This is a genomic window from Brucella grignonensis, from assembly GCF_002252505.1.
Taxonomy (GTDB): domain Bacteria; phylum Pseudomonadota; class Alphaproteobacteria; order Rhizobiales; family Rhizobiaceae; genus Brucella; species Brucella grignonensis.
In genome coordinates this window covers 243,186-260,767 of sequence record NZ_NNRL01000148.1, presented here as the reverse complement: position 1 = coordinate 260,767, position 17,582 = coordinate 243,186, and the positions used below count along the sequence as shown (strand labels likewise).

Genomic DNA, 17,582 nt, shown 5'->3' with positions numbered 1-17,582 from the left:
ATCACCTCAATAAAAATTATAGGTTTCAGCGATCTCGTTGCCGAGCCGGTTGTTGCGGGAAATGAAATCAGTCAGGAATTCATGCAAGCCCACATCGAAGATAGCACCAATGTCCTGATTTTGCAGCGTGGCATAGATTTTCTCGCCGGTCTGGTGACAGACATCGCTATCGCCATAATCCTTCGCCAGATAGTTTAAATGACCATTGATGCTCTGATAGCAATAGTTGAGTGATCGCGGCATACGCCCGTTAAGGATCAGATAATCAGCGACATGCGCAGGACGATAGTCGCCGTCATAAACCCAGCGATAAGACCGGTGCGCCGAAACTGACCGTAAGATCGACTCCCACTGATAATTGTCGAGCGTGGTTCCCACATAAGAAACCGCCGGCAGAAGCACATAATATTTCACATCGAGAATGCGTGCCGTATTGTCCGCACGTTCAATAAAGGTTCCGAGCCCCGCAAAATCGAAGATCTCGTTGCGCAACATCGTACCGTGAAAGGCACCCCGGATCAGCGCTGTCTCGCGTTTTATCTGATCGAGAAGTGGTGGCAAATCAGCTTCTTTCAGTGGCTTGCAGAGCGATTTTTTAAGCACCATCCACGCTTCATTGACACTTTCCCATGCTTCACGGGTTAGCGCTGTTCGCACCATCCGCCCGTTGGAACGTGCTGTTTCCATGCAAGACATCACACTTGACGGATTGTCCATGTCACGCAGCAAAAAGTCGGCGACGTTGGCTGCATTAAATGTTTGATATTTTTCTGAAAATGTCTGGCTCGCGCCAGCCGATACCACCACAGAAGACCACTCTTCCGGCGCATCCGATGTTTTTGTAAGTGCCATACGCAGCCCCGCATCCACCAGACGCGCCATGTTTTCAGCGCGCTCGATATAGCGGAACATCCAGTAAAGCCCGTTTGCCGTACGGCCAAGAAGCATAAATTCATTCCCCTTCCACACGCTCCGGTCTTATCGCCGGTTTTGATGCGTAATTCCAAAAACTGTCCTTAAAGCATGTCTTTTCTCAAAACCGGTTCCCACTTTTGGGAGACGCGCTTTAATCGTCGAGTACCCAAGTATCCTTCGTGCCACCACCCTGACTGGAATTTACAACGAGAGAACCTTCCTTCAGCGCCACACGCGTCAATCCGCCGGGTGTAATACGAATGCGGTCCGAAACCAGTACGAACGGTCTTAAATCAACGTGGCGTGGCGCAAGACCGCATTCGGTGAAGATCGGTGTCGTTGAAAGTGCCAATGTCGGTTGCGCAATATAGTTGCGAGGGCGCGCTTTCAGCTTCTCCGCAAAACTATCGCGTTCGGCCTTGGTCGCTGCTGGGCCGACCAACATCCCATAGCCGCCGGAACCATGCACTTCCTTGACGACGAGATCGGCAAGATTATCGAGCACATAGGCCAAGCTGTCCGGCTCCGAACAGCGCCAGGTCGGCACGTTTTCAAGAATGGCCTTGCGGCCCGTATAGAACTCCACGATCTCCGGCATGTAGGAATAGATCGCCTTGTCATCCGCAATGCCGGTCCCGGGGGCATTGGCAATTGTGATATTGCCTGCCCGATAGACATCCATGATGCCCGGGACGCCCAGTGTTGAATCCGGTCTGAATGTCAGTGGATCAAGGAAATCATCATCGACACGGCGATAAAGCACATCAATCGCGCGATAGCCCTTCGTTGTGCGCATGGCGACACGCCCATCCACGACGCGCAAGTCACTCCCCTCAACAAGTTCCACGCCCATTTGATCCGCCAGGAAGGCATGTTCGAAATAGGCTGAGTTGTAGATGCCGGGCGTCAGCACTGCCACCGTTGGTACGCCTTGTGTTCCGGGCGGTGCAACACTCGCCAGTGATTGGCGCAGCAATTGCGGATAGTTCTCGACGGGGCGAACCTTCACATTCTGAAACAACTCCGGGAAGAGCTGCATCATGGTTTCCCGGTTTTCCAGCATATAAGACACACCGGAAGGTGTGCGGGCATTGTCTTCGAGCACATAGAACTGGTTTTCAGCTGTGCGCACAATATCGACGCCAATGATGTGCGTATAGACATTGCCGGGTGGACGAAACCCGATCATTTCCGGCAGGAAAGCCTCATTATTGGTAATGAGTTCCTTGGGGATACGCCCTGCTCTGACAATCTCCTGTCGATGATAGATATCGTCCAGAAAAGCATTGAGCGCCATGACGCGTTGCTCGATACCTTGTGAAAGCCGTCGCCATTCCTGACCTGAAATAATACGTGGAATGATGTCGAACGGGATCAGCCGCTCCGCCGCGTTTTCATCGCCATAAACAGCAAAAGTAATACCCGTCTTGCGAAAGACGCTCTCGGCATCCTGCGTTTTCTGCAGAAGTTTGTGTTGATCCTGCTGGTCGAGCCACTGCTTGAGAAATTCGTATGGTTGGCGGACACTCCCGCCATGATTGAGCATCTCATCAAATGGCTTCACTTAATTCCCCTTCTTTTCGCTAATATTCAGCTTCAAATCAGGGAAATGCAAGTGTGCATATCATGCAAAAGCGCAAGGCTGGGTTGCGCAATTTCGTCGCGACAGCGATTTGGTAATAGTTTCTAATTCCGCGCAACTGATATTCGGTTGCAATTTTCAGCCCGGACGATGGACTTTGACAACTGTCGGATTGGTTTCAATGCGGCCTGCTCCGATTAAGTCGAGGCAATAAGGCACAGCCGGGAAAATGGCCTGTAAGGTCATCGCGATGGATACGGGTTTGCCCGGCAAATTGAGTATGAAGCTTTTGCCGCGACTGCCCGCAGTCTGACGAGAGAGGATTGCCGTCGGTGTTTGCTCGAGGCTTGCGCGGCGCATCTGTTCGCCAAACCCAGGCAATTCTTTATGTAAAACGGCCTTCATCGCTTCGGGTGTTTCATCACGTGGGCTCGGGCCTGTACCGCCTGTGGTCAGGATTAAATCGCATCCGACATTGTCTGCGAGATCCATCAGTGTATCGCGCACGGATTCCATCCCGTCAGGAATGATGCGTTTGACGATTTCGTACGGCGTTACAATCGCGCTTTTAAGCCAGGATTCGATTGCTGGACCGCTCAAATCTTCGTATTCGCCGCGGCTTGCACGGTCAGAAACTGTAACGACGCCGATTTTCACTATCGTATCCTTTTCATTGCACTTTTGGCTTGGCTTATATAGCTGCCGCTAAGGCTTGTGAAGGTTTGGGGCCCAAGCGGATATATCGCAACAGCAGTTTATCAGGCGCATTTTAAAATGCTGTTGCTTTCCTTTGAAATTAGAGCTTCAATCAAATAATTCAGGGGGAGAACACTATGCCATTCAGAGGCAGCCAATATTACGGAACGTTCACGCCCGAGGACTTGCAGTTGATGCAAGCCGCTTATAACCGAAGCTGTGCTTTGTTGGAGCGTTGTCCAACGACGCATGAGGCCAAAGACGATCTCGCACGCGCCATTATCAGGACGTTTCAGTCCGGTGAGTGCGACCCAGAGAAGATTGCTGCAATCGCAGCGCGAGTAGAACTTATGCGCAGTTGAAACCAGTTACTGAATGTAAACTATCAACATGTATGGTAGTAGTGCATCCAGATTTACTAAGGACATGCCTTTAGATTGCATCCCGATAAATTTGAAGCGGTTTTCGGACAAGATGTACGTTAAGACAAAGAAATAGAGCGCCTATCTGGTGCAATCAGATCGATAAGTGCTCTTAAGCTATCGTCCAGGTAATGAAATTCGGTCAATCACGACCAGACTGCGAATGAATTGATATGCCGTTCTCAAGAGATTATTATTTTAAGCGTTTCAAGCCCGCTGAACTCGAACAGTTGCAGGCGGCTTTCATGGAGACGTGCCAGCGTCTGGGGCGTTGCCCCATAACCTCCCCTCAGAAGGATGAAATGGCGCTTGAGATCATCCAGATTTATGAATGTGGTATTTCAGATCCTCAGAAAATCGCCGATCTCATGATCCGGGTCGAAAGCGTGAAGCCAAAGCCATATGCAGAGCAAATCTTTGAGCAGGATTTAGATCGCAGCGTAAAGAATGCCTGACACCTCCGTAAAACTCGAAAAAATTTATGCGGCATTCAATTGCTACAGTTTTGGTATTTAATGCAGAGTGTTAATTTAGACATATAACATATTGTTTTTACGTCATAGTGATTGATTGTGCCTCACCCCTGTATTCGACGGTCTTTAAGCCTTTCGTAAACTTTGGATTCAGCTTTATGCGGTAATCTTTGGTTAGCAATTTGCTCGGGAGGAGCGTTGCGAGTGTTGGTTGATGGCATTTCTGCAACCTTTTTTGTTTGGCTGTAGAGCGCCTGAGTTTTGTGTACGGGTATCATGCGTTTTTCAATTGTGTCAGCAATTGCCCTTGCCTGCACCGCTCTGGCGGGCTGTACGTCAAGTTCCGGCATCGACGGTCTTATGCCACAGCCATCCGCTGAGCTGACCAGCTCTGTGGTCCGGCCATCTACGCCCGTAATGGAAACCGTGAGGGCACCGCAATCGATGCCCACCGCACCGCAGGAAGAAGTTCTGGCCTGGGCGGGACCAGTTCCGGATGCAGGACCTTTTAAAGCTGAACCTCCTGCTCCTTTGACCCGGCCCCCCGAACAAAGGGTGGCTGCGCCTATCTCCGTTCCCAAGCCGGAAGTCGCGGCCTATCCGCCTGTGCGTCTTGCACCGCAAGAGCGTTCGCGGGTTTACAGCCAGCGCTTCCGTGATGCGAAACCAATCAATTTCGGCAGCGTATCTCCACGCAGACACGCCGTTCATGGTGTCGATGTCTCGCGTTGGCAGGGAAATATCGACTGGGCAACCCTTCGCAAGAACGGGGCAAATTTCGCCTATATCAAGGCGACAGACGGTGGCGACCATCTTGATCCGATGTTCCGCAAGAATTGGCGCGATGCAAAGGCTGCGGGCTTGAAACGTGGTGCTTATCACTTCTTCTATTGGTGCCGTGTAGCAAGCCAGCAAGCCGATTGGTTTATCCGTAATGTGCCCGTTGATCCTGACGCACTTCCACCTGTGATCGATGTGGAATGGAATGGCGATTCATCTTGTAAGCGTCGCCCATCGCCGGCACAGGTGCGCGAAAAGATGCAGGTGTTCATGGATGCGCTTGAACGCCATTATGGCAAGCGTCCGGTTATCTACACGGCCCCGGATTTCTATGATGACAACCTCAAGGGCGCGTTCACGGATTATCCGTTCTGGCTGCGTGCCGTGGCTCAGCACCCATCCAAGGTTTATCCAGGTCGTCGCTGGGTTTTCTGGCAGTATTCTGGCTCGGGCCTGTCTCAGGGTGTCAATGGTAAGATTGACCTGAACGTATTCCACGGAAGCGAAGAGCAATGGCACAAATGGGTTGACCGTTTTGCCAGTCAATCCTGATGTTTAGAATGCTAATCCCCTTTTGGGGATTAGCTCATTCATCGGATCACGATTTGCCGATATTTTCGAGATCGTAAGGCGTAGACTGGTACATCTCATTGATCCAGTTGCCAAAAAGCAGATGTGCATGGCCGCGCCAGCAATTTTGCGGTTTGCGGCTTACGTCGTCATTCGGAAAATAGTTGGCAGGCGGCGGCGTTTCGGGCTGAAGCTGGATATCCCGGAAATATTCATCTGCAAGCGATGTCGTATCATATTCAACATGGTTGAACATATGCAGCGCGCGATGCTGCGGATCTTCCAACAGGCACAGGCCACTCTCCGGACTATCAACCAGAACCTTCAGGCTGCTATCTGTTGGAATGTCTTCCTTGCGCACTTCTGTCCAGCGAGAGACCGGAATTGCAAAATCATCGGAGAAGCCACGCAGATAGGGCGAAGACGGTGCCAAATTTTGTTGGCTGTAAACGCCAGAGGCTTTACCGGGCAGATCATATTTGCCCATGCCGTGAAAATGATGCACTGCCGCCTGTGCCGCCCAGCAGATATTCAGCGTGCGATGAACATGCGTCTGCGTCCAGTCGAAAACGCGCTGCATTTCATCCCAATAGGTGACCTCCTCAAATGGCATGCGTTCAACCGGCGCGCCCGTAATGACAAAGCCATCAAAGCGCTCATCACGCACCTCTTCCCATGGACGATAGAAGGAGAGCATATGATCGGCTGACGTATGACGTGCGACATGATTGGTAATGCGTACGAGTGTTAATTCGAGCTGCAGCGGGGTTGCACCCAATAACCGCGCAATCTGCGTTTCCGTCGTCGCTTTATTCGGCATCAGATTGAGAAGGCCAATCTTTAGCGGCCTGATATCCTGACGGATAGCATCCGCCTCACGCATGACCATAACGCCCTCGGCTTCGAGAACACTGGTTGCGGGCAGATCGTCAGGAATTTTAATAGGCATATCGCGTCGGTCCTTCGTTGTATCAGAGCAGACGCGCGTGGCTTCATCCGTATATTTGCCGGTTGGCCACATCCTTCCTTTTTAGGAAGTACCACCTTGCCCGGAAAGGCAGGTTGGCGTTGGGCGTCGCCCCAACTCTTGATGTGATGACAGTTCTACTCAAACTGATGCGTGCTGGCAATAGTGATTAAACATCCATCGATTCAACGAAGTGGAATTTCATTCTAATTATTAGCATGATGGAAGCGGTCAGATTGCGCTTACAGGTCGAAGACGAAATGGGCTGTCTTTCAAAGTGGGTAAGCACTTCCGAGCGGAAGCTTCGCAATTGATATGTTTCGGGAACAAGCTGCCATTTCATGCGTTTTTCCTTTATCCGGCAGATATGTTAAACTGGCGGAAAAAGGGAGGGAAACATGAGCAATATTATTTTCTGGATGGCGCTTGTTATTCTGCCTATTCTGGCGGGGACAGCTTTCGCCTATCTTCGCCATATGCATCACGGTGATGATTTTTAGGCGTGCCTTTAGTGACGAAGCTAACCAACTGGCTTGACGAATTAGATTGATATCAACATTACTAGGCAATGCCAGAAGTTCGCGACGTCCCGTTTGAAACCACGCTTCTTGTGCGTGACACCTGTTTATGTCTGCATGTTCAGCGTGCGGCGCGTGCTCTTGCGCGCTATTTTGATGAGGAGTTGCGCCCATCGGGCCTGAATAATGGACAATTCTCATTGCTCATGTCGCTCAACCGCCCTAGCCCACCGCCCATGAAACCGGTGGCTGAGCTTCTCGCCATGGATCAGACCACCCTCACCGCAGCACTGAAACCCTTGCAGCGTAATGGCTGGGTTGAAGTCATTGTTAATCCGAAGGATCGCCGCGAGCGGCTGCTTGTTTTGACATCTGAAGGTCAGTCGGTACTTTCTTCTGCCGTTCCTATCTGGATGGCAGCGCATGCAAAACTTGAAAGCACATTTCCCGGCTATAACCTTGAGTTGTTTCGCCGGGAGTTATTGTCACTTTGCCGCTAGAGCGGCTGGATTTCGGACTGAATCGTTGGAAAATTTCTAACTATCTGTATTTACTAATTATCTGGCGTAAAACTGTTTCGCACTTTTGGTTCAAATGTTCTAGGCTCTTTACCATCCACCTGATAGCGTTAGTCTGCAAAGCGTATCTATCTTTTGACGAGCGTGACACGACATCACGCCAAACGCAGGTGTGTAATTTCCATGAACGGACCGGATACCCCCCATATCCTTGTCGTCGGCGCAGGCTTTGGCGGCCTGCAATTCATCCATGATCTGAAAGGCGCGAATGTTCGCATTACGCTCGTCGATCAACGCAATCATCATCTTTTTCAGCCACTGCTTTATCAGGTTGCGACGACAATTCTCGCCACTTCTGAAATTGCCTGGCCGATCCGCCACCTCTTTCGTGATCGCAAGGATGTCTCGACCTTGCTTGGAACGGTTGTCGGAGTGGATACTGCTGCCCAAAAGGTGCGGCTCGAAAACGGTGAGGAGATTGCCTATGACACGCTGGTGCTCGCAACGGGTGCGCGCCACGCATATTTTGGCAATGATCGTTGGGAAAAAGTTGCTCCTGGTCTGAAAGCGTTGGAGGACGCCACGACCATTCGCCGCCGTTTGCTTCTTGCATTTGAACGTGCGGAGCGCGAAACCGATCCTGCAAAACAACAGGCCTTGCTCACATTCTCGGTGGTCGGTGGGGGGCCGACCGGCGTGGAATTGGCGGGCATTATTGCAGAACTGGCCAAGCAGACCATGTGGCCGGAATTCCGCAATATCGATACGCGGCAGGCACGCATTCTGCTCGTTGAGGCGGGCCCACGTATTCTGGCAGCATTTCCGGAAGATCTATCAAACTACGCGCAAAATGCTTTGGAGAAGATTGGCGTTGAAGTTCGCCTCGGCGTGCCGGTCAAGGAAATCACAGAGGATGGCGTGACTGTTGGTGAGGAATTCATTCCTTGCAAAACTACCATTTGGGCTGCTGGTGTTGCTGCATCACCTGCAGCGGCGTGGCTGGGGGCTGAAAGCGACCGCGCTGGCCGGGTTCGTGTCCTTCCCAATCTGACTGTCGCTGGCCATGAGAACATCTTCGTGATCGGCGATACAGCTTTGGTTGAAGGGCCAGATGGAAAGCCCGTGCCCGGTATTGCGCCGGCGGCCAAGCAACAAGGAGCCTATGTTGCGAAGGTTATTCGCAGCCGCACGTCCGGTAAGGCCATCCCGGCACCATTCCGCTATCGCCATCAGGGCAATCTCGCGACCATCGGTCGGGGTGCGGCTGTGGTTGATATGGGACGCATCAAGCTAAAAGGCGCTATTGCCTGGTGGGTATGGGGGATTGCCCATATCTTTTTCCTGATCGGTACGCGTAGTCGCGCAGCTGTTGCCTGGAGCTGGCTCTGGACCTTCATATCAGGCCAGCACAGTGCGCGCCTGATTACGCAAGGCAAAGCCGCAGAGGACAATAAGTAAAGCAAAACGGCCCGCTAAAAGCGGGCCGTTTCTGTTGCCTGAGATATTACTCTGCGGGTTGCAAAACCAGTTCGCCCACTGGCTCCGGTTCTATGACTATTGGTTTACCATTCATAGCTGCATTCAAGCGTTCGACATCAAGCTCGTTTTCCCAACGCGCAACGACGATGGTTGCCACTGCATTGCCGACCAGATTGGTCAATGCACGACATTCCGACATGAAGCGGTCGATACCGAGGATTAGCGCCATACCGGCAACTGGAACCGCAGGAACAACTGAAAGCGTGGCGGCCAGCGTAATGAAGCCTGCACCAGTAATACCTGCCGCGCCCTTCGAGCTCAGCATAGCCACCAGAAGCAGCAGAATCTGATCGGTGAGGGACAATGGAATGTCCGTTGCCTGCGCGATAAAGAGCGCGGCAAGCGTCATGTAAATATTCGTGCCATCAAGGTTGAATGAGTAGCCAGTTGGAATAACGAGGCCAACGACGGAGCGCTTGCAACCTGCCTTTTCCATTTTGTCCATGAGGCTGGGCAGCGCAGCTTCCGAGGAAGATGTACCCAAAACCAGCAGCAGCTCTTCCTTGATGTAGCGAATGAGCGCAATGATCGAGAAACCATTGTAGCGGGCAACAGCACCCAGGACCACAAGCACGAACAACAATGCCGTGATGTAGAACGTCGCGATGAGCATTGCCAGATTGGCAATCGACCCGATGCCATATTTGCCGATTGTGAACGCCATTGCGCCGAAAGCACCGATTGGTGCAGCTTTCATCAGGATCGAAACCAGCTTGAAAACAGGTGTCGTCAGCATCTGCAGAAAGTCTGTAACTGGCTTGCCTTTATCGCCAACCATGGCAAGAGATACGCCGAACAGGACCGAGAAGAACAGAACCTGAAGGATGTCGCCTGAAGCGAATGCACCAACGATTGTGGTTGGGATGATGTTGGACAGGAAGCCTGTGATCGACTGCTCATGTGCCTTTTCGGTGTAGTTTGCGACGGCACTTGGATCAAGCGAGGCAGGGTCGATATGCATGCCGGCGCCTGGTTGCACGACATTCGCAACGATGAGGCCAATGATAAGTGCCAGCGTGGAAAATGTCAGGAAGTAGATCATGGCTTTACCAGCCACACGCCCGACTTTTTTTATATCGGTCATGCCGGCAATGCCGGTTGCAACTGTCAGGAAGATCACCGGAGCGATAATCATCTTCACGAGCTTGATGAAGGCATCGCCCAAAGGCTTCAAAGACGTGCCGAGCTCAGGATAGAAATGTCCAAGCAGAATACCTGCGGCAATTGCAAACAGAACCTGCACATAAAGCTGCTTGTAAAACGGGATTGGGCGGCGTGGTTCGGCCACAGCGCCATTCGGTACGGCAATCATGATGTCCTCCGTTCGGCTCTGTCTGGACCCCGTCCAGCCTCCCGAGCCTTTCGTCCTCTTGTTCAGCGGCCCTCGCCGCCGCTCACATCATGAATTGCAAGGTCTGTGCCAGTTTCCTTTGCGTAGATTAATATACTGAAATATAATGATATTTTTTATTTCATGCCGAGTACTTCCTTTCACTTGTGCGAATTATCGCACATTCATCTTTTCAGTTAGTGTGGAATAATGCACAATAGGCTCCATGAAAGAAGTCACCGGCTCCGTAGTCGAAACAAGCTCGCCACCCGCCAATAATCGCCGCACTTGGTGGATATTTGGCGTGATTTGCGCTGGCATTTTCGCAATGGCTTTCTGGATTGTTGGCGATGCTGCGCGCGAGCGCGCTTTGCTCTCGCTGGGTGAACAGACGCGGATTGATGCTAATCTGAACACGGCCCTCCTCCGTACGGTTCTGGAGAAACAGCGTGCACTTCCATTGGTCCTTTCCAAAGACAAGGAACTGGCGGATGCGCTCGCAATGCCGAGTGCGGTGGCTATCGATCAGCTGAACCGTAAGCTGGAGGCGCTCGCTGAAGGTACGCAAGCAGCCGTGATCTATCTTGTCGGCCTTCACGGCTATGCGATATCGGCCAGCAACTGGAGCGAGCCTGACAGCTTTGTCGGCAACGACTATAAGTTTCGTCCTTACTTCAACGACGCTTTGAAAAATACCAATGCCGAGTATTTTGCACTCGGTAATGTAAGCCGTCGTCCGGGTCTTTATATTTCGCGCCGTGTCGATGGGCCAAATGGACCGCTTGGCGTTGTTGTGGTGAAACTGTCGTTCGATCAGCTCGAAAGCGACTGGAACGAAACTGGTCGCCCGACTTTCGTGACCGATAATCGAAATATCGTATTGATCACGACTATGCCGTCCTGGCGGTTCATGACGATTGGTGAAATACAGCCTCAGAATGTTGAAACCATCCGCAATAGCCTCCAGTTTGGCGATGCGCCTTTGAAGCCATTGCCACTGTCGCTAAAGCCCGTGGCTGGAGACGATATGGTTCTGGTCGATGCCATTCTGCCCGGCTCGGCACGTAGCACGGACTTTTTGGCCATTCGCTCCCATGTGCCGAGTACACCATGGTTGATGTATAGCCTCGCGCCCATCAGACAGCCTGTCGAAGCGGCCATACGTGAAGCACGGCTGATTGCCTTCATTCTGCTTGCGAGTATCGCCACTGTTGCTGGAATCCTGTTGCGTCGTCGCCAGCGCGTTGCCGCGCGAATTGCCGACGCTCAACGCAGGCAGATTGAACTCGAGCAGCGCGTGGCCGAGCGCACCAGCGATCTCATTACAGCGCGTGATCGTCTGGAATCCGAAATAAGTGATCACCATAAAACCGAGAGCATGCTGCAAGGTGTGCAACAAGACCTCGTTCATGCAAACCGTTTGGCGATCATGGGGCAAGTCGCGGCAGGTGTAGCGCATGAGATCAACCAGCCAGTCGCGACAATTCGTGCTTATGCGGACAATGCCCGCACCTTCATCGATCGAAAGCGATTGGATGCGGCGGCGGATAATCTGGCGGAAATTGCATCGCTCACGGAACGTATCGGAACGATTACCGGCGATTTACGCGCTTTCGCGCGCAAAGGTCATCGTGCTTCAGAGCCCGTGCCGCTTGCGCAAGTGATTTCAGGCGCATTGGTGCTACTGCGCAGCCGGTTTGCGGGCAGCATGGATCAGCTCAATATCGAACTGCCTGCGCCTGACCTCTGCGTAACCGGACATTCAATTCGACTTGAGCAAGTGCTTATAAACCTGTTTCAAAATGCTCTGGAAGCTGTTGAAAATAAAGGAAATGAAGGGCATATTGAAGTGCGTACGAAAGCTCTCTCGAAGAGCGTTGTGGTGACAGTTTCCGATAATGGCTCCGGCATTCCAAAACACATTCTGGATAATCTTTTTACGCCGTTCAACACATCTAAGGAACGAGGCCTTGGGCTTGGCCTGGTGATCGCCAAGGAAATTCTGACCGATTACGGCGGCAAGATTTCAGTGAAAAGCAGCGCTGATGGCACTCAATTCCGCGTGGAATTCAAGAAAGCATGATGAATATTCCAGTTATACTCGTCGATGACGACAAAGCACTACGTCACGCAACCAGACAGACACTGGAACTTGCAGGTTATGAGGTGTTGGATTTTGCAAGTGCCAATGAAGCCCTGACCGTCATCAGCACCTCATTCGAAGGTGTGATCGTTACAGATGTGCGTATGCCACAGATCGATGGGCTTGAGCTTTTCGCCCGCATTCGTGAAATAGATGTGGATTTGCCGGTTATCCTGATCACTGGTCATGGCGACATTCCGATGGCGGTTCGGGCTATCCAGGATGGCGCATATGATTTCATAGCCAAGCCGTTTGCGACTGACAGGCTGGTTCACAGCGTTCTGAGAGCTGGCGAGCGGCGCAAGCTTGTTCTGGAAAACCGCAGCCTGCGTCAGATGGCCGATGAAGCACAGAATAATATGCCGTTGATAGGCCAAACGCCTGCGATTGAAAATCTTCGCCGTACAATACGCGATATTGCCGATACAGATGTCGACGTGTTGATTGCAGGCGAAACCGGCAGCGGCAAGGAAGTTGTGGCTCAACTGCTTCACGATTGGGGAAGACGGCGAAAAGGCAATTTCGTTGCGCTCAACTGCGGCGCATTGCCTGAAACGGTGATCGAAAGTGAATTGTTCGGTCATGAGCCGGGAGCCTTTACCGGCGCTCAAAAAAAGCGGGTCGGACGCATTGAGCATGCAAGTGGTGGCACGCTGTTTCTTGACGAGATTGAAAGCATGCCAGCGGCAACACAGGTGAAGCTTCTGCGTGTTTTGGAAATGCGCGAGATTACGCCACTTGGAACCAACGAAATCCGGCCAGTTGATCTGCGCGTGGTGGCGGCAGCCAAGATTGATCTTGGCAATCCCGAACAGCGCGGTGATTTTCGCGAAGACCTTTATTACCGTTTGAATGTCGTCACACTGACGATTCCGCCTTTGCGCGAACGGCGTGACGATATTCCCCTGCTCTTCGCGCATTTTCTTGCGCGCGCTGCCCGGCGCTTCAATAGGGATATTCCTGCACTTGATGCCGCCACACACCGGCATCTCATGGAGCATAACTGGCCGGGCAATGTGCGTGAACTCGTGCATTTCGCGGAGAGGTTTTCGCTAGGCGTCACTGATCCCGCCAAACCTGTGTCGGTCTTCGATGAGCAAACAACGCTACCAAAGCGAGTTGAGCTTTATGAAGCGACACTTATTCGGGAGACGCTTGCAACGAACAATGGTGATGTTCAGCAAACGCTTGAAGCCCTCGGTATCCCACGCAAAACCTTTTACGATAAGATGCAGCGCCACGGGATAAACCGGGCGGATTATAAATCCGAAAGCTGAATTGCCGCCTTTATCGGGGTGCGGCGATCAGGTGGTCTGTTGATGCATGTCGCATGACGTCCATCTGAATGCCGTAAATTTCTAGATGTTCAGGCACCATAATGCCGGGACTTTCCCGATCTGATGTGTCCGATAAATGCTGTCAGGTTTGCTGACATATTTGCTATCCGAACAGCAGGCTTCGATCTTTGTTGAATACAAGGTGCCTGAATTGACCTCAATGTGACCAATCTGTTCGACAATAATTATGTTTCTTATGAGAATAATTTAGGAAAGAGATTGAATGAAATCTCGCAGGACGACAGCCTGATTGTGTTGCTCGTCTTTGGCCCCATAAAGCAGTGTCACATGTCGCTGAGCCGCCTTTTGCATAAGTTCAACTATTGCGGCCTCATTGTTTATCAGCTCGCTGCGATATCTGTTCTCGAACTCGCTCCATTTGGAGATATCATGGTTGAACCATTTGCGAAGCGCTGACGAAGGAGCAATGTCTTTGGCCCAAAGATCGAGTGCTGCTTTCTCTTTGGTCATGCCACGTGGCCATATACGATCAACCAAAACACGAAATCCGTCATCGGATTGTGGTGCCTCATAAATCCGCTTGATGCTGATCGTGGTCATGACGTTGTTTCCTGAATGGCTTCAGGAAACAATAACTCTTGATGCATTCAGGGCAAAGCCCGAAATCATCATCCGGCGGCTGAAAACAGCCCGTCGCCTGACGAGCCTGCCTGTACCGCATGGAGGCGCTTGTAGCGTCCATTCTTTACAGACAGGAGTTCGGCATGGTTGCCCTGCTCGACAATCTGGCCATCCTCGACAACCATAATTCGGTCCGCATTGATGATGGTTGCAAGGCGATGTGCAATTACCAGTGTCGTGCGGCCAACTGAAAGCTCCGACAAAGACTGCTGGATCGCGCGCTCGGTTTCCGTATCGAGAGCAGAGGTGGCTTCATCGAGGATCAGGATCGGTGGGTTGCGTAAGAAAATACGCGCAATAGCGAGGCGTTGCTTCTGCCCGCCGGAAAGCTTGACGCCCCGCTCACCGATAATCGTGTCATAACCTTCTGGCATTGCAGCAATGACTGTATCGAGGCGGGCACGGCGGGCGGCATCGGCAATTTCCTGATCACTTGCGTCCAAACGACCATAGGCAATATTCTCGCGGATAGTTCCTGCGAACAGAAAGACATCCTGACTGACAATTCCGATGTTGGAACGCAGCGATTTCAGCGTCATGTCGCGAATATCCATACCGTCAACCAGAATGGCCCCGCCGTTAACTTCGTAAAAACGTGGCAACAACGAGCAGATCGTCGTCTTGCCCGCCCCCGACGAGCCAACAAAAGCGATTGTTTCGCCCGCATTGATTGTCATGTTCAGGCCATCGAAGATTGGTCGCTCGGAATTATAACCAAAGCTGACATCGCGGTATTCGATATCGCCTTTGAGGCGTGCAACCGATTTTGCATTCGGACGATCAGCAATATCAGGGCGTGTATCGAGAAACTGGATATAGCGTTGAAAACCGGCAATACCCTTCGGATAGGTTTCGATAACCGAATTGATCTTATCGATTGGGCGGAAGAAGACGTTGACGAGCAACAGGAAGCCGACAAAGCCCCCCGCAGTCAGTTCACCGCGCACGACAAACCAGGCACCTGCAAGCATAACCACGACCTGCACAAAGCGCATCGAGAGATAAGATAGCGACATAGAGGCTGCCATGATCTTGTAGGCGGCGAGCTTTGTCTTCTGATAGTTCTCGTTGCTTTCGGCAAAGAGCTTGCGTTCATGGTCTTCATTGGTGAAGGCCTGAACAACGCGGATACCACCGACATTTTCTTCAATACGGGCATTGAAGTCACCGACGCGGCGATAGAGCGCGTGCCATGTTGTTGTCATGCGGCCGCCATAGCGCAGCGTCACGTAGGCACAAAGCGGCACAATCACAGCCGTTATCAGGGCCAATGGAACATGAACCCACATCATGAGACAGAACGCGCCGATCAGTGTCATGATGGCAATAAACAGATCTTCCGGTCCGTGGTGGGCGACCTCGCCAATCTCTTCAAGGTCCTTGGTCAATCTGGCAACCAGATGGCCAGTTTTCTGATTATCGAAGAAGCCGAAGGACAGCTTTTGCAAATGATCGAAAGCCTTGCGGCGCATCTCGGTCTCGATATTGATGCCGAGCATGTGGCCCCAATAGGTTACGATAACCTGCAGGAAAGCATTGAGCACATAGATCCCAAGCAAACCGATGGCTGCCAGTGAAATAATGCCAAGTTGGCCCGTTGGCAGCAGCCGGTCGATGAAGAGTGTTACTGCAATCGGAAAGGCAAGCTCCAGAAGACCGGCTGCCACAGCGCTTGAAAAGTCCAGCAGAAACAAACCGCGATGCGGTCGGTAGTAGCTGGCAAAGCGTTTCAACAAATCGGCCACGGCCCAGCTCCTTCTATTCACAATTAATAGGGTGCCTAACGCATTCCGTTTGCAAGCGAAAGGTTATTATGACTTCCGAAGTCAGCATTTTTTGGAAACAACTTTTCAATCAAGCGGAGGCACATAAATGTGCCCAAACCGCTCGTTTTAGAGCGCATTTCGATCTGATTGGATCAGATCGGCGCTCTAAATATTTATTTTAACGCGCATCTTTGCCCGAAAACTGTTTCACATTTTTCGGGATGCGCTCTAGCTTCAGCCTGCATTAACCGGCCATGAAACCCACTGCATCCTTGTGCCAATATCCGGCAACAAGTGTACTCTCTCGGCTCTTGCCGAGTGTCTGCCGCCAATATTGTCGAACAATCTTGGCCTGATCCGCCTCGCCCGCAAACCAGCCGAAACTATCCGGACCTTCTGGCCATTCGGCTTCGCAGAGAATTTGCGTCAATGTTTCTGCGGCACGCTTCTGATCTGAATCGATAATCCAGTCGACGGAAATACCTTGCGGATGCTGCAACGGCTGTACGTCTTTCTCACTATCGACAGCGATGATAACACGGCCTGTTACGTCCGGGGAAAACTCCTCCAACATACGTCCTATAGCTGGCAATCCGGTGGCGTCGGCTCCGATCAGGTAACGACTCGCCTGGCGCAGCGGACGTCCCACTGGTCCCATCAGGCCAACAGTGTCGCCGATCTGCGCGCCTTTAGCCCATTTGCAGGCCAAGCCTTCGACTTCATGCAGATAGAAGTCGATTTCAAGCCAGCCAGCATCGATATCAAGGCCGCGGATCGTATAGGCACGCGATGCCGGTTTGCGTGCTTCATCGGGCCAGAATGGCAGGCCATTTGGTCCCATGATAGGCCAGACTGGCTGAGGCACCTCTTCTGTCGGAAGTAGCAAGCGAACATGCATCGCTCCAAAGAGTGAAAAGCGCTTCAGGTCTTCTCCGGCAAGCCGCACGCGCAACATATGCGGTGTGAAAAGGCTCGTCGATAAAACGCGCATCAGCCGAAACTGCGGCAGAACCTGTTCACCGGCACGGTCGCCCTGCCACACAATCTCCGGTGCTTCTTCTTTGGTGTAAAGCTTGATGGCGACGGCTGCGAGGTCCTTGAGACGATGCAGGCCGATATCCTCATCAGCAAAAAGAGAAACGCGATAACCGTTATCAGCGGCATCAATTTCTATCCGACCGAAATCGTAACCGAAAGCATGGCGACCTTCATGGCTATCATACTGAGCCTGATAGGAATTCAGCCGGTCAATAATGTTCGGGAGATAAGCTTCGCCTTTCTGAAGGCTAATATGGGAGTGGCTTGTCAGCCTGGCTGTCAGTTCTGATGACGTCTTGGACACGGCTAATCTCAATCTGTGTTTTCCAGAATCTTACTAGCATAA

The 17,582-nt window shown here is 51.9% G+C and carries 16 protein-coding genes and 1 riboswitch; of the genes, 7 read left to right on the top strand and 9 right to left on the bottom strand.

The features are described 5' to 3' along the window. Positions 1–6: 6 nt before the first annotated feature. The 3 genes from CEV33_RS04300 to mog all read right to left on the bottom strand — a co-directional run bounded on the left by CEV33_RS04300 (position 7) and on the right by mog (position 3,154). Positions 7–948 (bottom strand): alpha-E domain-containing protein, encoded by a 942-nt coding sequence (locus CEV33_RS04300; protein ID WP_094539193.1) that lies wholly within the window; start codon positions 946–948, stop codon positions 7–9. Positions 949–1,066: 118 nt separating this feature from the next. After that, complete coding sequence (locus CEV33_RS04295; RefSeq protein WP_094539192.1) at positions 1,067–2,479, bottom strand: circularly permuted type 2 ATP-grasp protein; 1,413 nt, start codon at positions 2,477–2,479, stop codon at positions 1,067–1,069. Between the two features lie 156 nt (positions 2,480–2,635). Continuing rightward, on the bottom strand, positions 2,636–3,154 hold the full coding sequence (mog, locus tag CEV33_RS04290) for a molybdopterin adenylyltransferase (RefSeq protein ID WP_094539191.1): 519 nt from the start codon (positions 3,152–3,154) through the stop codon (positions 2,636–2,638). Between the two features lie 176 nt (positions 3,155–3,330). Between mog and CEV33_RS04285 the strand changes: the two genes are divergently transcribed. Then, the gene (locus CEV33_RS04285) at positions 3,331–3,555 is read left to right on the top strand and encodes a hypothetical protein (RefSeq protein ID WP_094539190.1); all 225 of its coding nucleotides are present in this window, start codon (positions 3,331–3,333) and stop codon (positions 3,553–3,555) included. Between the two features lie 233 nt (positions 3,556–3,788). After that, positions 3,789–4,070 carry a hypothetical protein gene (locus CEV33_RS04280; protein WP_094539189.1) on the top strand — a complete coding sequence of 94 codons (282 nt, stop codon included), beginning with the start codon at positions 3,789–3,791 and terminating at the stop codon, positions 4,068–4,070. Positions 4,071–4,192: 122 nt separating this feature from the next. Here CEV33_RS04280 and CEV33_RS23960 read toward each other — a convergent pair whose 3' ends face one another. Beyond that, positions 4,193–4,438: a hypothetical protein gene (locus tag CEV33_RS23960; protein ID WP_167388113.1), complete on the bottom strand. Its 246-nt coding sequence runs from the start codon at positions 4,436–4,438 to the stop codon at positions 4,193–4,195. Between CEV33_RS23960 and CEV33_RS04275 the strand changes: the two genes are divergently transcribed. After that, on the top strand, positions 4,365–5,420 hold the full coding sequence (locus tag CEV33_RS04275) for a glycoside hydrolase family 25 protein (protein ID WP_094539188.1): 1,056 nt from the start codon (positions 4,365–4,367) through the stop codon (positions 5,418–5,420). The genes CEV33_RS23960 and CEV33_RS04275 overlap by 74 nt on opposite strands. A 46-nt stretch (positions 5,421–5,466) precedes the next feature. Here CEV33_RS04275 and CEV33_RS04270 read toward each other — a convergent pair whose 3' ends face one another. Continuing rightward, on the bottom strand, positions 5,467–6,387 hold the full coding sequence (locus CEV33_RS04270; RefSeq protein WP_094539255.1) for a homoserine O-succinyltransferase: 921 nt from the start codon (positions 6,385–6,387) through the stop codon (positions 5,467–5,469). Positions 6,388–6,428: 41 nt separating this feature from the next. Beyond that, positions 6,429–6,537, bottom strand: a riboswitch (SAM-I-IV-variant riboswitch). A 436-nt stretch (positions 6,538–6,973) separates the two neighbouring features. On the opposite strand from CEV33_RS04270, the gene CEV33_RS04265 reads away from it, so the two are divergent. Next, complete coding sequence (locus CEV33_RS04265) at positions 6,974–7,423, top strand: MarR family winged helix-turn-helix transcriptional regulator (protein WP_094539187.1); 450 nt, start codon at positions 6,974–6,976, stop codon at positions 7,421–7,423. Between the two features lie 201 nt (positions 7,424–7,624). Continuing rightward, entirely contained in the window at positions 7,625–8,899 is a 1,275-nt protein-coding gene (locus CEV33_RS04260) for an NAD(P)/FAD-dependent oxidoreductase (RefSeq protein ID WP_094539186.1), read from the top strand. A 46-nt stretch (positions 8,900–8,945) separates the two neighbouring features. Here CEV33_RS04260 and CEV33_RS04255 read toward each other — a convergent pair whose 3' ends face one another. Then, positions 8,946–10,292, bottom strand: a complete 1,347-nt coding sequence (locus tag CEV33_RS04255; RefSeq protein WP_094539185.1) for a dicarboxylate/amino acid:cation symporter — start codon at positions 10,290–10,292, stop codon at positions 8,946–8,948. Positions 10,293–10,536: 244 nt separating this feature from the next. Between CEV33_RS04255 and CEV33_RS04250 the strand changes: the two genes are divergently transcribed. Together CEV33_RS04250 and CEV33_RS04245 are read left to right on the top strand one after the other, a co-directional pair. Continuing rightward, a complete protein-coding gene (locus CEV33_RS04250) occupies positions 10,537–12,393 on the top strand; it encodes a sensor histidine kinase (RefSeq protein WP_094539184.1) in 1,857 nt (618 codons plus the stop codon). After that, complete coding sequence (locus tag CEV33_RS04245) at positions 12,390–13,730, top strand: sigma-54-dependent transcriptional regulator (RefSeq protein WP_094539183.1); 1,341 nt, start codon at positions 12,390–12,392, stop codon at positions 13,728–13,730. The genes CEV33_RS04250 and CEV33_RS04245 overlap by 4 nt, the downstream gene beginning before the upstream one ends. Before the next feature lie 267 nt (positions 13,731–13,997). Here the strand turns inward: CEV33_RS04245 and CEV33_RS04235 are convergent, their stop codons facing one another. The 3 genes from CEV33_RS04235 to CEV33_RS04225 all read right to left on the bottom strand — a co-directional run bounded on the left by CEV33_RS04235 (position 13,998) and on the right by CEV33_RS04225 (position 17,540). After that, positions 13,998–14,351 carry a DUF488 domain-containing protein gene (locus CEV33_RS04235; protein ID WP_094539182.1) on the bottom strand — a complete coding sequence of 118 codons (354 nt, stop codon included), beginning with the start codon at positions 14,349–14,351 and terminating at the stop codon, positions 13,998–14,000. Between the two features lie 68 nt (positions 14,352–14,419). Further along, on the bottom strand, positions 14,420–16,177 hold the full coding sequence (locus tag CEV33_RS04230; protein ID WP_094539181.1) for an ABC transporter ATP-binding protein: 1,758 nt from the start codon (positions 16,175–16,177) through the stop codon (positions 14,420–14,422). A gap of 265 nt (positions 16,178–16,442) precedes the next feature. After that, positions 16,443–17,540, bottom strand: a complete 1,098-nt coding sequence (locus CEV33_RS04225) for a siderophore-interacting protein (protein WP_167388121.1) — start codon at positions 17,538–17,540, stop codon at positions 16,443–16,445. Between the last annotated feature and the right edge of the window lie 42 nt (positions 17,541–17,582).